This window comes from Corynebacterium sp. HMSC074C11 (assembly GCF_001809455.1).
GTDB lineage: Bacteria > Actinomycetota > Actinomycetes > Mycobacteriales > Mycobacteriaceae > Corynebacterium > Corynebacterium amycolatum.
Map to the genome: position 1 here is coordinate 89832 of NZ_KV797739.1, position 15300 is coordinate 105131.

General features: G+C 59.3%; 16 protein-coding genes. 15 read left to right on the forward strand and 1 reads right to left on the reverse strand.

Features of this window, described 5'->3' with window-relative positions; genetic code table 11:
• Positions 1-10: 10 nt before the first annotated feature.
• Positions 11-1114, forward strand: a complete 1104-nt coding sequence (locus HMPREF2614_RS08040; protein WP_038628611.1) for a D-alanine--D-alanine ligase family protein — start codon at positions 11-13, stop codon at positions 1112-1114.
• 10 nt (positions 1115-1124) lie between these two features.
• On the opposite strand, the gene HMPREF2614_RS08045 is transcribed toward HMPREF2614_RS08040, so the two are convergent.
• A complete protein-coding gene (locus HMPREF2614_RS08045; RefSeq protein ID WP_038628613.1) occupies positions 1125-2105 on the reverse strand; it encodes a DUF3515 domain-containing protein in 981 nt (326 codons plus the stop codon).
• Between the two features lie 111 nt (positions 2106-2216).
• On the opposite strand from HMPREF2614_RS08045, the gene HMPREF2614_RS08050 reads away from it, so the two are divergent.
• The 14 genes from HMPREF2614_RS08050 to HMPREF2614_RS08110 all read left to right on the forward strand — a co-directional run bounded on the left by HMPREF2614_RS08050 (position 2217) and on the right by HMPREF2614_RS08110 (position 15269).
• Positions 2217-3173, forward strand: coding sequence for a thiamine-phosphate kinase (locus tag HMPREF2614_RS08050; RefSeq protein WP_070560643.1), 957 nt, complete (start codon positions 2217-2219; stop codon positions 3171-3173).
• 37 nt (positions 3174-3210) lie between these two features.
• Positions 3211-3876 carry a uracil-DNA glycosylase gene (locus tag HMPREF2614_RS08055; protein WP_038628617.1) on the forward strand — a complete coding sequence of 222 codons (666 nt, stop codon included), beginning with the start codon at positions 3211-3213 and terminating at the stop codon, positions 3874-3876.
• A gap of 6 nt (positions 3877-3882) precedes the next feature.
• Positions 3883-5409, forward strand: a complete 1527-nt coding sequence (locus tag HMPREF2614_RS08060; protein ID WP_038628619.1) for a DAK2 domain-containing protein — start codon at positions 3883-3885, stop codon at positions 5407-5409.
• A gap of 4 nt (positions 5410-5413) precedes the next feature.
• The gene (locus tag HMPREF2614_RS08065; protein ID WP_038628621.1) at positions 5414-7564 is read left to right on the forward strand and encodes an ATP-dependent DNA helicase RecG; all 2151 of its coding nucleotides are present in this window, start codon (positions 5414-5416) and stop codon (positions 7562-7564) included.
• 24 nt (positions 7565-7588) lie between these two features.
• Positions 7589-7861 carry an acyl-CoA carboxylase biotin carboxyl carrier protein subunit gene (locus HMPREF2614_RS08070; protein WP_005509454.1) on the forward strand — a complete coding sequence of 91 codons (273 nt, stop codon included), beginning with the start codon at positions 7589-7591 and terminating at the stop codon, positions 7859-7861.
• Entirely contained in the window at positions 7862-8428 is a 567-nt protein-coding gene (gene rsmD, locus HMPREF2614_RS08075) for a 16S rRNA (guanine(966)-N(2))-methyltransferase RsmD (RefSeq protein WP_038628622.1), read from the forward strand.
• A gap of 45 nt (positions 8429-8473) precedes the next feature.
• Entirely contained in the window at positions 8474-8947 is a 474-nt protein-coding gene (coaD, locus tag HMPREF2614_RS08080) for a pantetheine-phosphate adenylyltransferase (protein ID WP_038628624.1), read from the forward strand.
• A gap of 10 nt (positions 8948-8957) precedes the next feature.
• Complete coding sequence (locus tag HMPREF2614_RS08085) at positions 8958-9719, forward strand: SPFH domain-containing protein (protein ID WP_038628626.1); 762 nt, start codon at positions 8958-8960, stop codon at positions 9717-9719.
• A 29-nt stretch (positions 9720-9748) separates the two neighbouring features.
• Positions 9749-10309, forward strand: a complete 561-nt coding sequence (locus HMPREF2614_RS08090) for a YceD family protein (protein WP_038628628.1) — start codon at positions 9749-9751, stop codon at positions 10307-10309.
• 42 nt (positions 10310-10351) lie between these two features.
• The gene (rnc, locus tag HMPREF2614_RS08095) at positions 10352-11080 is read left to right on the forward strand and encodes a ribonuclease III (protein WP_038628630.1); all 729 of its coding nucleotides are present in this window, start codon (positions 10352-10354) and stop codon (positions 11078-11080) included.
• Entirely contained in the window at positions 11080-11943 is an 864-nt protein-coding gene (gene mutM / locus HMPREF2614_RS08100; RefSeq protein ID WP_038628632.1) for a bifunctional DNA-formamidopyrimidine glycosylase/DNA-(apurinic or apyrimidinic site) lyase, read from the forward strand. The genes rnc and mutM overlap by 1 nt, the downstream gene beginning before the upstream one ends.
• An 18-nt stretch (positions 11944-11961) precedes the next feature.
• The gene (locus HMPREF2614_RS08105; protein ID WP_038629544.1) at positions 11962-13422 is read left to right on the forward strand and encodes an alanine/glycine:cation symporter family protein; all 1461 of its coding nucleotides are present in this window, start codon (positions 11962-11964) and stop codon (positions 13420-13422) included.
• A complete protein-coding gene (locus HMPREF2614_RS10935; RefSeq protein WP_081914014.1) occupies positions 13412-13693 on the forward strand; it encodes an acylphosphatase in 282 nt (93 codons plus the stop codon). The genes HMPREF2614_RS08105 and HMPREF2614_RS10935 overlap by 11 nt, the downstream gene beginning before the upstream one ends.
• Before the next feature lie 259 nt (positions 13694-13952).
• Complete coding sequence (locus tag HMPREF2614_RS08110) at positions 13953-15269, forward strand: ammonium transporter (RefSeq protein WP_070560644.1); 1317 nt, start codon at positions 13953-13955, stop codon at positions 15267-15269.
• Positions 15270-15300: the final 31 nt, after the last annotated feature.

The window sequence follows — 15300 nt, forward strand, 5'->3', positions numbered from 1 at the left end:
CTTAGTCACCATGACTTCGTCGAATAGCTCGTCTGCAGATCGCATTTCCGTCGCCGTTATCTACGGCGGCGCAAGCCCTGAACACAGTGTCTCCTGTGTCTCAGCTGGCGCAATTATGGATCACCTGGATGAGAACCGCTTCCGAGTGGTTCCCATTGGTATTACCAAGGATGGTGTCTGGACCGTCGGCACGCGTGAGACGGACACGCTGCGCACGCAGGGGCGTACGATGCCGGAGGTCATCCCAGGCGAGGAAGTTGCGCTGAGCACCTCGCCGTCACGCCGCGGTGAGTTCCGCTATGTCACCGGTGATCGCGCCGGCGAGGTTTTCGACACTGTCGACGTCATCTTCCCTGTTCTCCACGGTCCGCACGGCGAGGATGGCACAATCCAGGGGCTCTTTGAGCTTTCCGGCATTGCTTACGTCGGCCCGGGCGTGCTCGCTTCCGCGGCGGGTATGGATAAGGAACGCACGAAGAATCTCCTGCAGGCAGCGGGGCTTCCTATCGGCAAGCAGGTCGTTTTGCACGTTGGCGAGTCGCTTTCCGACGAGGACAAGGAGACCCTTGGCCTGCCGGTGTTCGTCAAACCTGCCCGTGGCGGATCGTCGATTGGTATCTCCCGCGTCGATGATTGGGCGAATCTGGATGCGGCGGTAGAGCTGGCCCGAGAGCATGACTGGAAGGTCATCGTAGAGGCCGGTGTAGACGGTGCCGAGGTGGAGATTGGCGTGTTGCAGCGCGCTGACGGCAGCCTGCAGGTATCGGTTCCGTCCTTGCTGCGTGGCACGGAGGACTCCGACGAGGGCTTCTACGGTTTTGAGACCAAGTACTTGGATGACATCGTTTCGGCGCAGATTCCGGCTGAGCTGCCAGAGGATGTTTTGAAGGCGCTGGAGAAGGATGCTCGTCGGGCGTTCAGGGCACTGGGCTCTGATGGTCTGACTCGCGTGGACTTCTTTGTCACGGATAATGGCCCGATTATCAATGAGGTCAACACCATGCCGGGTTTCACCCCGATTTCGATGTACCCGCAGATGTTTGCGGCCTCAGGTGTTGCCTACGAGGAGCTGCTCAGCGCCCTGATTGAGCGGGCGCTGGTAGCTCGTCGATAAAAGCTGGTTCTTACTTCTCTTCGCTCGGCGAGATGTTCTCCAGGTTGTCAGCGATGACCGAGGAGAGCACCGGCATCAGAGAGCTGGCCTCCGACATTGGCATTTCAACGGCGACGAAGCGTTCACGCCCCATGGCGTACCAGGTGGCGGAGGTACCGGAGGACAGCGTTGGTTCGTTGAACCAGACAATGTCACCAACCTGTGTTAGCTGCTGCGTGGTGGTGCTGTAGCCAGCCGGCTCGTCGACACCACAGCGCAGCACCACCGGATCGGCTGGGGTACCGCCCCAAATGACCATGTCCTTCGGCATGTCAGCCGGCATTTCCGCTGCGCTCAGACGGTGACGGTTGCCGAGATCGCGGGGGAGGGCAGCTTCCAAGCCGCTACAGCGCTTATCAGCTTCCGGAGCTGCCAATTCTGCCAGCGGGACACCGCCGCGCTCCGGTTTGTTCTTGTACTCGGAATCCGGGAGCAGCGCCTCGGCGAGATCACGCAGTGCGTCGTCCGCCTTTGCATTTCCTTCGGCGGTAATCGCAACCACTGGCTCACGGCCGACGGTGAACCAAGTCGCCAAAGATTCGTCGGTACTGTCGACAACGCGCAGCCACGAAATGCCCTTGACCTCTTCGGTCTTGGCCAGTTCGTTGTACTGGTTAGGTACGTTCGCGCCACAGCGCAGCGTGATGCGGTCTTGTTCCAAGTTTCGGTACACAGCGGCACCTTCTGGAGCCGGCTCTGCAATTTCGGCGCGAACCAGACCTGCGGCGCGTTCTGGCAGTCGGTCGAGCAGTTCCGCACACTCAGGCGAGTCATTGGCGGGGAGCTCCGGGTTGGAAATCGCGACTGGTTTCGCCGCCTGACTATCCTGGTAAATCTTTGCGGCAAAAATGATGCCGAGGATAGAGATAATGGCGATAGCGAGTGCGATGCCCGCGCGTGTCCGGCTACCCTTGGACTGAACTGTTTCTCCCGATCGGGGTGCGTCTACCATGGGCCTGATTCTACGTTGTCCGGTACCAACTCCAATTGGTTGGGGGCAATGCCGAGACGGGTTCCGTTATTAACGGTTAACCATCGACTATTAGGAATGTGACTCGACACTGTGACTGAATTGACCATTGGCGATATTGGCGAGTTTGGGGTCATTGAGGCTATTCGGGCTATCGCCCCGTCGGCACGCAATGGCGACGATGCCGCCGTCTTGACGCAGACAACCCCCAACGCCCGCTTTGTCACCTCCACTGACATGCTGGTGGAAGGGCGCCACTTCCGCCTGGACTGGTCGACACCTCAGCAAGTTGGAGCTAAGGCCGCGGTACAGAATTTCGCCGACATCGAATCGATGGGTGCACGTCCAACGGCAATGCTTTTCGCCATCTCAGCACCGTTGCATACTCCGGTGAGCGTGGTCACCGGTATCGCCGAGGGGTTGTGGCAGGAAGGCAAGCAATGTCCCGCGGAGCTCGTCGGTGGTGACATGGTCAGCGGAGATTCTCTGGTGATTTCCATCACTGCGATGGGCGAACTCGGTGGGCTGGGGCGGCCGCTGCTGCGCTCAGCGGCACGCGCGGGGGATACGGTGATTGCGTCGGGGCGCATCGGCTACTCTGCAGCGGGCCTTGCGCTGCTGCAGCACTGCGGAAGCCCGGCAAAGGTTCCAAGTGAGTTTGCGCAGCTGGTGGCAGCACACTGTACGCCCGAATTTGAATCCCGCAGGGGGGCCACGGCGCGAGCCACAGGAGTGCGTTCACTGACGGACAATTCCGATGGACTGGTGGTGGATCTCCGCGCTATTGCGCAGGCCTCCAGGGTTACTTTGGAAGTTGACAGCAGTGCGATTGCGCCCGATGAGTTGCAGATTGCCGCTGGCGAATACCTCGCCGTCGATCCATGGGAGTGGGTGCTCACCGGCGGGGAGGACCACACACTGATTGGTTCGACACCGGGGGAGCCTCCGACGGGATTCCGCGCTATCGGCACGGTGTCGAAGGAAAAGTTCGATTCGGTGCTTATCGACGGCAAACCCCCTGCCCGCGATGCCGGTTGGGTTTCCTTTTAAGAGTTCGACGAGGTTTTGAGAAGAAAGGCTGCATGACATGGATCCGTTGCCGGTCGAAGAAGGGTGGCAGAAAGCGCTGGAGCCAGTGGCCGATGATATCCACCGGATGGGGCAGTTCCTGCGCGAGGAAAACGCGGCCGGCTACGGCTACCTGCCCGCGGGCACCGATGTGCTGCGCGCCTTCACTTACCCATTCGATGAGGTCAAGGTGCTCATCATCGGCCAGGACCCGTATCCGACCCCGGGGCACGCGATGGGGCTCAGCTTCTCGGTCCAACCGGATGTGAAGCCGGTACCGCGGTCGTTGGCGAATATTTTTAAGGAGTACTCCTCCGACCTGGGGCTCCCGACTCCCTCCAACGGTGACCTCACTCCGTGGAGTAGGCAGGGCGTAGCTCTGTTCAACCGTGTGCTGACCGTGCGCCCGGGTGCTGCTGCCTCGCACCGTGGTAAGGGCTGGGAGGCAATCACGGAGCATGCCATCAAAGCATTGGTCGCTCGGGACAAGCCTCTCGTGGCAATTCTGTGGGGACGCGATGCGCAGAGTTTGCAGCGTTGGCTCCCGGGCGTGGACTGCATCTGTTCGCCGCACCCGTCACCGCTGTCGGCATCCCGTGGGTTCTTCGGGTCGCGCCCGTTCAGCCGGGCCAATGAGTCGCTGATTCGTCAGGGAGCTACCCCTATCGACTGGACGCTAGAATAGGAATTCATGTCTTCGCAGATTGGTTCTGCCGCGATTGTCGGCTGGGTTGCCCGGGGTATTGATGCGCTTCAATCCCGCCGCGATGAGATCAACAGTCTCAATGTCTTCCCAGTACCGGATTCCGATACCGGGTCGAATATGCTCGCGACGTTGAGTTCGGCGTATGAGGAAGCGCAAAAGGCAGACGCTTCCGATGTTCGCGCAGTCACCGCGGCGCTGGCTGCCGGTGCGGTGCGTGGTGCCCGCGGTAATTCGGGCACTGTGCTCTCGCAGGTTTTTCGTGCGGTGGCTGAGGCAGCTTCCGGTAGCGGCATTGGTGTTGAGTCGGTGCAGCACTCGCTAAAGCTAGCTGTACAACATGTCTCCCAGGCGATTGCCAATCCGGTGGAGGGCACGATTCTGACAGTCCTGCGTCACGCCGCGATTGTCGCGGAGGAATTTGAGGGCGACTCAATTGAGGAGCTCGCCGACACGATTGCAGATGCCGCTCGCGATGCGCTGGCGAAAACCCCCAGCCAGCTCCCGGCACTGCAGCAGGCGGGTGTGGTCGACGCCGGCGGCGTGGGGTTGGTTATTCTGCTCGACGCGCTTGCCGACGAAGTCAGCGGCCGCGCAGCCGCACCGGTTGATTTACATGTCGACGCGCCGCACGTAGCCACCGTTGAGATGGAGGTCATGTACCTGATTTCCTTGGCGGATACCCAGGCGGTGGAGACACTGCGAGAGCGGTTAAACCCGCTGGGAAACTCGCTCATCATCGCAGGTGACGCTGGTAATGCGGAGACCGCACAGTACATGGTGCATATCCACACAGTGGAGCCGGGCGCAGTTATCGAAGCGGCACTTGACTTCGGTCGTCCGGAGGGCATCCGCATCGAGGTGCTCGATGAACCGGAGACAACACCTGAGTCCACTCGCATCCTCATTGCGGTAGTGCCGGACGGTCCGCTGAAAGATCTCATCACTTCCTCTGGAGCGATTGCTATCAGCCCGACCCCCGCTCCGACTCCCACATCCACTCCAACAGATCGCGCAGCCATCGCCGACCAGGAGTTCGCTGAAAATGTGGTCACCAAGGCACTGACTGCCATGCGGGGTGCGGATGAGGTAATCCTGCTGCCAAATGGTCTAGTCAGCGACCAGGAATTGGCGGATATCGAATTCGCTGCTGCCGCGGCTAATCCGACACTCGCGGTAGTTTCTACAGACTCCATTCCGGCTGGCCTCGCGGCCTTGGCCGTGCATTCGGCTGAGCTGCCGCTGGAGGTTGCCGCGTACGCGATGGGCGAGGCTGCCAATGGCACGCGAACGGCTGTAATCGCTGCGGACGTCGATAAGCCTTTGACTGACGCGCTCACAGAGATCGTCTCAGACCTGTTGGCTGGCGGCGGGGAACTAGTGACTCTGCTGCTCGGGCGCGGAGCTGAGGACGTGGACATAGAGCAAGTGCGGGCGCGGCTGGACAAGCCTGTGGAGGTCGTAGCCTATGATGCAACTGGCATCGATGAGCCGGTGCAGATAGGAATCGAGTAGCACGATGCTCGGATGGCTCGGCTCGGATTATGCGCGCACGCCCCTGAATATCGTGGTGGGTCCAAAGATTGCGAAGAAACTTCACACAGGTTTCGGTATGGAGACCGTCTCGGATGCACTGACGAATTTCCCAAAGCGCTACGTGGCGCAGGGTAAGAGCTTAGATGTGTCATTTTCCGACATTGGCGACACCATCACCACAGTCGTGGAGGTGCACAGCATCTCGCCAGCGCCCGCCTTCGCCGACCGACGCAAGCCACTGAAAATCTATGTCAGCGACGGCGTGCGCATTCTTCCGGCCGCGATTTTTGGTGCCGAATGGCTGCGCAATATGCTGCACCCCGGTGTGCGTCTGCTCATTGTTGGCACACTCAGCGAGTTCCGCAATGAGCTGCAGCTGAAAAATGTTGACTGCATGGTGCTCAAAGCCGATGGTTCGGTAGGCGCAGCCACTGGCAAGCTGGCCACACTGACGAAAACGGCCAAGGGGATTGCGGAGATGCAGCGGCTTCTCACTCGCCCTTACCTGCCCATTTACCGTGGCCGCAAAGGAGTAGCGGGTATTCACCTGGCTCTGTTCATGCAGCGCATCCTCGAATGGTTACCGCTGCAGCCAGACCCGTTGCCCGCCACACCGGAGGGACTTACCGATTTCGACTCCGCACTGCGTGGCGCACACTTTCCCTCCATCGCGGGCCCCGACATTGCGCTCACCCGGCTGAAGTATGACGAAGCGCTTGAGCTCCAACTCGCCGTTGGTGCACGTAAACGCACTCAAGAGAGCCTCACCGCTCCGGCCTGCACGGAGGTCACCGGAGGGCTTCGCGACGAGCTACGCCGAGGACTGCCGTTTTCGCTTACCGACGGTCAGGTCGCGGTCGCGGCCGATATTGCGCACGACATGTCGCAGACCAGCCCTATGAACCGCCTGCTGGCAGGTGAAGTCGGCTCGGGTAAGACCGTGGTGGCCCTGCTGGGAATGCTGCAGGCAGTCGATGCCAGCCGACAGTGCGCGATGCTGGCGCCGACGGAAGTCCTGGCCCAACAGCACTACCGATCGCTGACAGCGATGCTGGAGCAAGCCGGAGTAGCAGTGACTGTGCGACTGCTGACGGGTTCGATGTCGACGAAGGAGCGCCGGGCAACCCTGTTGGAGGCAGTCAACGGGGAGGCGGACATTGTCGTCGGCACGCATGCCCTGCTCAGTGAGGGCGTGGAGTTCTTCGATCTCGGGTTGGTGGTCGTCGATGAGCAGCACCGCTTTGGTGTGCGCCAGCGCGATCAATTGCGCAGCAGGGGACGGGGCGGAATGACACCGCATCTGTTGGTGATGTCGGCAACCCCGATTCCGCGCACGGTAGCGATGACCATTTTTGGCGACCTTGCAGTTTCGCAGTTGACGGAATTGCCACGGGGACGTCAGGAGATCCAATCCTTTGTCGTACCGACGCTGGAGAAACCCCGCTGGGAGGCACGAACCTGGGAGCGCATTGGGGAAGAAGTGTCCAAGGGCAACCGCGCCTTCATTGTCTGTCCTCGTATTACCCGCGATGAGGAACAGTTCCTCGACGAGTCTGTGGAAGCGGTGTTCGACCGAGCGAGGAAGAAACTGCCCGGTGTACGTATCAGTCAGTTGCACGGCAATATGGCACCGGAGGACAAAGACCGCGTGATGCAGGCTTTTGCCGGAGGTCAGCTGGATGTGCTGGTGTCCACCACAGTTATCGAAGTCGGCGTGGATGTACCAGAGGCCACGATCATGATGATTCGCCGCGCCGAGAGCTACGGTATCTCGCAGATTCACCAGCTGCGCGGTCGCGTCGGCCGCGGTGACCGGGGTGGACTGTGTTTCCTGTGTACACACACGCATTCTCAGACACCGGAGCGTACCCGGTTGGAACGCATTGCCACCACCACCGATGGTATTCAACTGGCGGAGTTAGACCTGGCCACGCGTAGTTTTGGTGATCTACTCGGTGATGACCAATCGGGACTGGCAACTGGCCTCGGTCTGGTGGACCTCACCACCGACGGCGAGATCATCGAGCGCACCCGGCACGACGCCACGGCTCTCCTCGACAGCGATGAGAGACTTGTGGGGGAGCTCATCTCCGATATTGATGAAGAGCAGTCGAACTACTTGGACCGCTCCTAGTTAGACCTAAGTAGACTGTTGGGCATGGTAAATGTCTGTGCACCTTTTGCAGGAGTAGTCCGCTGGGAGGTCGCCGAGAAAGACTCGGTGACGACTGGCCAGGTCATTGCGGTCGTGGAGGCCGTCAAGCTAGAAGCGCCGGTTTTAGCGCCCTGCCCGGGTACGGTCGCGGAGGTGGCGGCAGATCAATTTGTGGATGTCGAAGGTGGTCAGCTGCTGGCACGAATCACGCCAGCAACTCACAGCACGATGGCACAGAACAACGGCAACGAGAACACATCGCACGAAGGGAAGTAGATGACCCGCATTATTGCAGGTGAGGCGCGCGGTCGCAGACTAGTCGCACCCAAGGGAGAGACCACTCGGCCAACCAGTGACCGCGCGAAAGAAGCCATCTTTTCATCCTGGTCCACACGCTTTGGGTTAGAGGGAACTCGCGTTCTCGACTTGTTCGCGGGCTCAGGTGCGCTCGGTTTGGAAGCGGCTTCCCGTGGCGCGCGTTCCGTCGTATTGGTGGAAAACGATCCGAACGCCATTGCCGCCATTGAAAAGAACATTCGCACCGTGGGGCATCCCGATGTGGCCGTGTCTCCGATGAAAGTGTCATCGTACCTTGCGGGCGCGCCGGGCGAGCCTTTTGACCGCGTCATCGCTGATCCTCCCTACGAGCTGGCGGGGGAGGCCGTTACAGAGATGTTGGAGGCTCTGCGCAGCTTCCTCGCGCCGGGCGCGGTAGTGACTGTGGAGCGTCACCGCGATGACGACGAGACGCAGTGGCCGGAGGGCTATGAGCAGCTCCAGCAGAAGCTGAAGCGCCGCATTCATGGATTGGCGCGCTTCGACACCGCTATCCACAACGCTTAACGTTCTTCTTTACGCTTTACGACGGCCAAAGGTGGTTTGACCTCTATGACTCACGCATGCTGCCCCGGCTCCTACGATCCCATGACCTGTGGTCACCTCGATGTGATTGAGCGTGCCGCGCGCCAATTCGGTCAGTTGACCGTGTTGGTTACCCACAACCCGAATAAGCAGGGCATGTTCAACGTCGAAGAGCGCATGGACCTCATTCGGCAGTGCACGCAGCACCTGGACAATGTGCGGGTGGACTCCTGGTCGAAGCTGTTGGTGGACTACACCTCCGCGCAGGGGATTACCTGCCTGGTCAAGGGACTGCGCTCGGCAGCAGACTACGAGTATGAGGCTCCTATGGCACAGATGAATCGGCGCATGACTGGCATTGAAACTCTCTTTGTGGAGGCTGATCCGAAGTACGGTCACGTGTCGTCGACACTGATGAAGGAAGTTGTTCGGTACGGCGGTTCGGTGGAAGGCCTAGTTCCTGAGCCTGTCTTGCACGCCCTGCAGCTCAGACTGAAGTAGCATGTAAGTCATGTTTCGCGTCTTCGAATCTCTTGATGAACTGGTCCAGATCCTAGAAGAGGCACACGGCGTGCCACTGTCGGCCAATTGTATGGTCCCGCGCCAGCGTGTTCTCGAGTTGCTCGATGAACTGAGGGATGCTTTCCCGGCTGAGCTCGATGACGCGCAGGATGTCTTGGACCAGCGGGATGAGATTATCAACGATGCTGAAGCCCGGGCGAACAACACCATTTCGTCTGCGGATGAAGAAGCCCATCGTATTGTCGACGAGGCAGAGGCCCGCGCTAACCACACCGTTGAGAATGCCAATGCTCACGCGGCTGGCACCGTTGCGGCCGCTGAGGACGACGCTCGTCGTCTCCGCGAGGATGCTCAGCACGAGTACGACAACATTGTGGATCGTGCTTCTGCCGAGTCCGATCGCCTGATTCACGCTGGTAACGAATCCTACGAGCGTTCCGTTGCGGAAGGCCGTGAGGAGCAGGCTCGCCTGGTCGCTGAGTCGACGGTCGTCCGCGAGGCCAACGACGAAGCGAATCGTCTGCTGTCCGACGCACACGCGGATTCCTCTCGCCTCCGCGAAGAGTGTGACCGTTACGTTGACTCCAAGCTCGCCGAGTTTGAGCAGACCCTCCAGGAGACCCTGCGCAATGTCGGTCGCAATCGCTCTGTACTGCGTTCAGGGGCCGGTGCCGTCGGCGGTGGTGCAGGGGCGCAGAACGCGCCGTCTTCCTTCTCCGAGGGGCAGGAACGCCGCCGGTACGAGCGTTAGCGCATCTTCGGGGTAGACTGAGGTCTATCATGACTGACTCATCCCCATTTGTTCTGGACGTTTCGACATGTCTGCAGGGCGGCATGCCCGAGCAGTTCCGCAAGGTAGGCGATAGCCCAGTCCGCGTTGGTGTCGAGATGATTGGCATCGCCGCTGGCGAGGAGGTTGTCGTTGACGGCATTGTCACGAACCTCGGCAGTGGTGTCATGGTTGACGCGACTGTGACTGCCAAGGCCACCGGCGAGTGCGTGCGCTGCCTAGCCCCGCTGAATCCGGAGCTCAGCTTCCATATTTCGGCTGTCTTTTCCAACAACGAGGACTTCATCACAGGCGACGATGCCGAGGAAGAAGACGTTGAGGACGAAGTTGGTCAGATCGTCGACAATACGGTGGATATCACTCAAGCCGTCATCGATGAGGCGGGCTTGAATCTGCCCTTCAATCCGACCTGTCTGGATTTCGATTCCAGCTGTGCTGAGTCGGACTCGGAAGTGCCGGAACCAGACGGCATCTCGGGTGAAGAGGAGCGTATTGATCCGCGTTGGGCTGGCCTGGCGGAAAAGTTTGGCTCGCTCGGGGACGATAAGTAATCGACGACGACTTAGACGAAGACTTTAAAGGAGATATAACGGATGAGCCGCAAGCGTCGGCTAACCGGTGAAGCGGCTAGAAAGGCGGCCTTTGAGGCCGTCGATCACGCCCCGCTGCTGGAAAAACTCGGTGTTGAACTACCAGAGGAGTCCCTGAAGCTCGCTCTGACCCACCGCAGTTTCGCAAATGAAAATGGCATGCTGACCAATAACGAGCGTCTAGAGTTCCTGGGCGACGCCGTGCTGGGCATGTGCGTTGCTGAAGAACTCTACCGTCGCTTCCCGGACCGTGCTGAGCAGGATATTTCCAAGATGCGCGCAGGTGTCGTGAACATGTACGCGCTGGCTGACCTGGCCCGCAGTATCGGATTGGGGGAGCACATTCTCCTCGGTCGCGGTGAGAAGGCCACCGGTGGCGCGGATAAGCACTCAATTCTCGCTGACACCACCGAGGCACTGCTGGGTGCCATTTACCTGCAGCATGGCTTTGAGGTTGCCCGCGAGACCGTTCTTCGCCTGTTTAACCAGATGATTGACGATGCCCCGACGGAGTCTCGCGGTCGTGACTGGAAGACGCTGTTGCAGGAGCGCCTGGCAGCCAAGCAACTACCGGCTGCTGAGTACACCGTGCGCACCACCGGCCCCGACCATGACCTAACTTTCTACGTCGACGTGCTGGTTGACGGCGTGGTTAAGGGCAGCGGTACCGGCGCCACGAAGAAGGAAGCCGAGATGCACGCCGCGCATCAGGCGCATACTGCACTTGCATAATGCCCGAGCTTCCTGAAGTCGAGTCCGTACGCCGCGGTCTCGACGCTTACGTCGTCGGTGGCCGCATCGAGGATACTTTCGTCTACAACGCTCGTGCCGTGCGGCGCCAACCCGGTGGTGCCGCAGAGTTTATCGGTCGTACGCGCGGGCGCACGGTTATCGCTACGGATCGCCGCGGCAAGTTCATGTGGCTCACGCTTGACGACGACTCCGCAATTGCCATCCACCTGGGTATGAGCGGCCAATTGCGTGTGGAAGCTCCGTACACGCCCGATACGCTGCCCGGACGCCACACCAGGGCCGCATTTGACATAGCCCTGCCGGACGGCGCTCGGCACCTTATCAACTTCAACGATCAGCGCACCTTTGGTTGGGTCTGGGCCTGTGAAATGGTCGAATACCACGGTCGCTTTGTTCCGGAACCCGCAGCCAAGATCGCGCCCGATCTATTGGAGCCAACTGTCGATGTGGTTGCACTTGCACACCGCATGATGAAGTCGCGTTCGCCAATCAAGGCGGTATTGCTCAATCAGAACATCGTGTCCGGCATCGGCAACATTTATGCCGACGAAATGCTTTGGGCGGCGAAGGTTGATGGTCGCGTGCCGGCGTGCGACCTTTCGGTCCGTCGATTAGCGAAACTTCTGCGGGAGGGCCAAGCGGTACTTCAGCGGGCGCTAGCGGCCGGCGGCACGAGCTTTGACGCACTATATGTACATGTCAACGGCGAAAGTGGCTATTTCGAGCGGAGCTTGAACGCCTATGGCCAAGCGGGGGAGCCGTGCTCGAGGTGTGGGCGCGCAATTGTACGTCTGCCATTTGGGAATAGATCGAGTTATCTGTGTCCCACCTGTCAGCGCTAGAATTCCCTTATGAGCTTCATGGAACAAGCGACCGATTGGGTCAACGCCTGGAATGACAAGTACTGGCTGTTCATGATTCTGCTACTCAGCGGTGCAGGCCTGTACTTCTGTTGGCGGACCATTGTGGTGCAGCTCCGGTACATCCCGGAGATGTTCAAGGCAATTACCGAAAAGCCGTCTGACATCTCCGAGGGGGTCAAGGGCATCTCGGCCTTTAAGGCCTTCACAATCTCTGCTGCCTCGCGTGTCGGTACCGGTAACGTCGCAGGTGTGGCGGTGGCAATCACTACGGGTGGGCCAGGTGCCGTGTTTTGGATGTGGCTACTCGCTGCGATTGGCGGTGCTACCAGCTTCGTGGAGTCGACGCTGGCGCAGCTGTACAAGGTGCGGGATAAGGACTCTTACCGAGGAGGGCCCGCGTACTACATCACCAAGGGGCTGGGAGAGAACTGGCGCTGGATGGCGTCGCTGTTCGTCATCGCGATCACGGTGACCTACGGTTTTGTGTTCAATGCGGTGCAGTCCAACTCAATCACGGCGGCTGTGGCTGAGTCGACTGGTCAGGAAACGCCGATCTTTAAATTCTGCGTCGGCATTGTGCTGGCAATCTTGGTCGGCGTCATCATCTTCGGTGGTGTGCAGCGTATTTCGGCGGTGACACAGATCATCGTGCCGATTATGGCCGTGGCTTACATTATCCTCGGCCTGATTGTCTTGGCTCTCAACATCACCGAGGTGCCGGGCCTGATCAAGCTGATTTTTGAGCACGCCTTCGGTATCCGTGAGATTGCTGGTGCCGCTGTCGGTACCGCCATGATGCAGGGTATTCGCCGTGGTCTGTTCTCCAACGAGGCCGGTATGGGTTCCACACCAAATGCGGCGGCTACGGCGTCGGTGTCGCACCCGGTCAAACAGGGCCTAATCCAGACGATGGGTGTCTACTTCGACACCTGGGTCGTCTGTACCATCACCGCAGTTATCATCCTGTTGTCCGATCCGACCTTCGGCGGCGATGCGGAGGGCACCGCGTTGACTCAGGCTGCGCTGTCGGCGCAGGTGGGTACGTGGGCCATCCACGCGGTCACGGTTATCATCTTCTTCCTCGCGTTCTCCTCGCTGGTGGGTAACTACTACTACGCCGAGGCGAATATCCCGTTCCTGTCAAAGAGCAAGGCTGTCTTGAACACCGTGCGCGTCCTGGTTATCCTGTGCGTGATTGGCGGAGCTGTCGGTTCCGTGCCGCTAGTCTGGTCGCTTGCAGATACGTTCTCCGCACTCATGGCCACCATCAATATCATCGCGATTCTGCCGCTAGGCGGTGTCGCAGTCGCCCTGTTGAAGAACTATTCCGAGCAGAAGGCCAAGGGACTTAATCCAGTATTCCACCGCGATGATCTGCCTAACCTCCGCGGTCACGACAAGATCGAGTGCTGGGATGGTTCCGACCCGATGACGGTGCGTGAGTCCGATGCCGCTTAACGACGTCCGCCTCACCGCATGGGTACACGGACGCGTTCAAGGTGTCGGTTTTCGCTGGTACACCCGCGCGACGGCACTGGAGTTGGGGTTGGTTGGTTACGCCCAGAACTATCCGGATGGTCGGGTGTTAGTTGTTGCCGAAGGGCCACGGGCAGACTGTGAGAGTTTGCTCGCTTGGCTGGAGGGGCCGAATACTCCAGGCAATGTGACGGCAGTGGTGCCCCTATGGCAGGAACCGAAGGGGGCATTTAGCACGTTTGACCGTCGTTAAGCGGGTGCTAACTGTCTTCCTCCCCCCCCCCATGTCGGTGTAGGAAACCGAAAAATTCGAATACGTTTTATCCCTCGCTCTGTGTGATTGATTTTGCGCAGTTGGCGGGGGATTTTTTCGTGTCTTGGGGTAGTTGATTGGGGCGCTAAAGAGCTCCCGGAGCGCTAGAAAAATACGCAAGTGAGAAAAAGACTACGCAAATACGGAATCAGGGTGGTTTAAGTTAATAACTACCTACTGACAGACAGGGGAGGCACAAATGACGCCTGAAGAAGTGATTGCACAGTCGGGAAACTCAGCGTGGATGCTGATCTCGGCTTCGTTGGTCTTGCTCATGACACCGGCGCTCGCGCTGTTCTATGGCGGCATGTCGCGACAGAAGTCGGTGCTCAACATGATGATGATGAGCTTTGGCGCTGTCGGCGTTGTCGGTGCCATTTACGTCCTGTGGGGCTGGTCGATGTCCTACGGGTCGCAGCCAATCGGTGGTGTATTTGCCAACCCGTTCGAGTTCTTTGGACTGCGTAACTCAATCACGGACGATGACGGCAACTATATTACGGGTGCAAACGGTTACCCGAACATCATCGACATCGGATTTCAGCTCACGTTCTGCTCTATTTCTGTAGCGCTGATTTCTGGCGCGCTGGCCGAACGCGTGAAGTTCTCCACCTGGTTGATTTTCGTCGGTATCTGGACAACGCTGGTGTACTTCCCAATGGCATACATGGTCTGGGGTGGTGGTCTGCTGAGCCACTCTGCAGAGAGCCTTTCGGGAAAACTGTTTGGGGCCGCTGACGGCGAGGCTGCCATCGCTCCAATTGACTTCGCTGGCGGTACGGTTGTGCACATTGCTGCTGGTACCGCCGCTTTGGTGCTGGCGATTATCGTCGGCAAGCGCAAGTCTATCGATGGCAGCCAGCATCGCCCGCATAACCTGCCACTCGTCATGCTGGGTGCTGCACTGCTGTGGTTCGGCTGGTTCGGCTTCAACGGCGGTTCGGCATTTGCTGCCGACGGTGTCGCTGGTCTGGCATGGCTAAATACGACGGTGGCAGCGTGCCTAGGCATGCTCGGCTGGATTTCACTCGAGCGTTTTCGTGATGGACATCCCACCTCGCTGGGTGCTGCTTCGGGGGTCATCGCAGGGCTTGTGACTATTACTCCGGCCGCAGGAGATATGAACCCGGTGACTTCAATCATTCTGGGCTATATCGGCGGTGTGCTGGCTTGCTCGGGCGTTGGTTTAAAGTACAAGTTCAACTTCGATGACACCCTGGATGTGGTTGGTCTGCATCTGGTTGCAGCCATGTGGGGAACGATTGGTGTTGGCCTGCTGGCTAACGACCGCGGACTGCTTACCGGCGGTGGCATCGACGGCCTGAAATTGTTCGCCATCCAGATCATTATTGCGGTCATCGCAGCGGTGTTCTCGGGCGTGCTGACGTACATCATTGCCCGAGTTCTGAAGGTAACCGTCGGCTGGCGTATCCACGGCGAGCAGGAACATTCTGGTATCGACGTTGCTCAGCACGGTGAGTCGGCCTACACGTCGGCCAAGCAGGCGGCTGTGTAATCCAGGCTGTGTAAATGAGGCTGTGAAAACA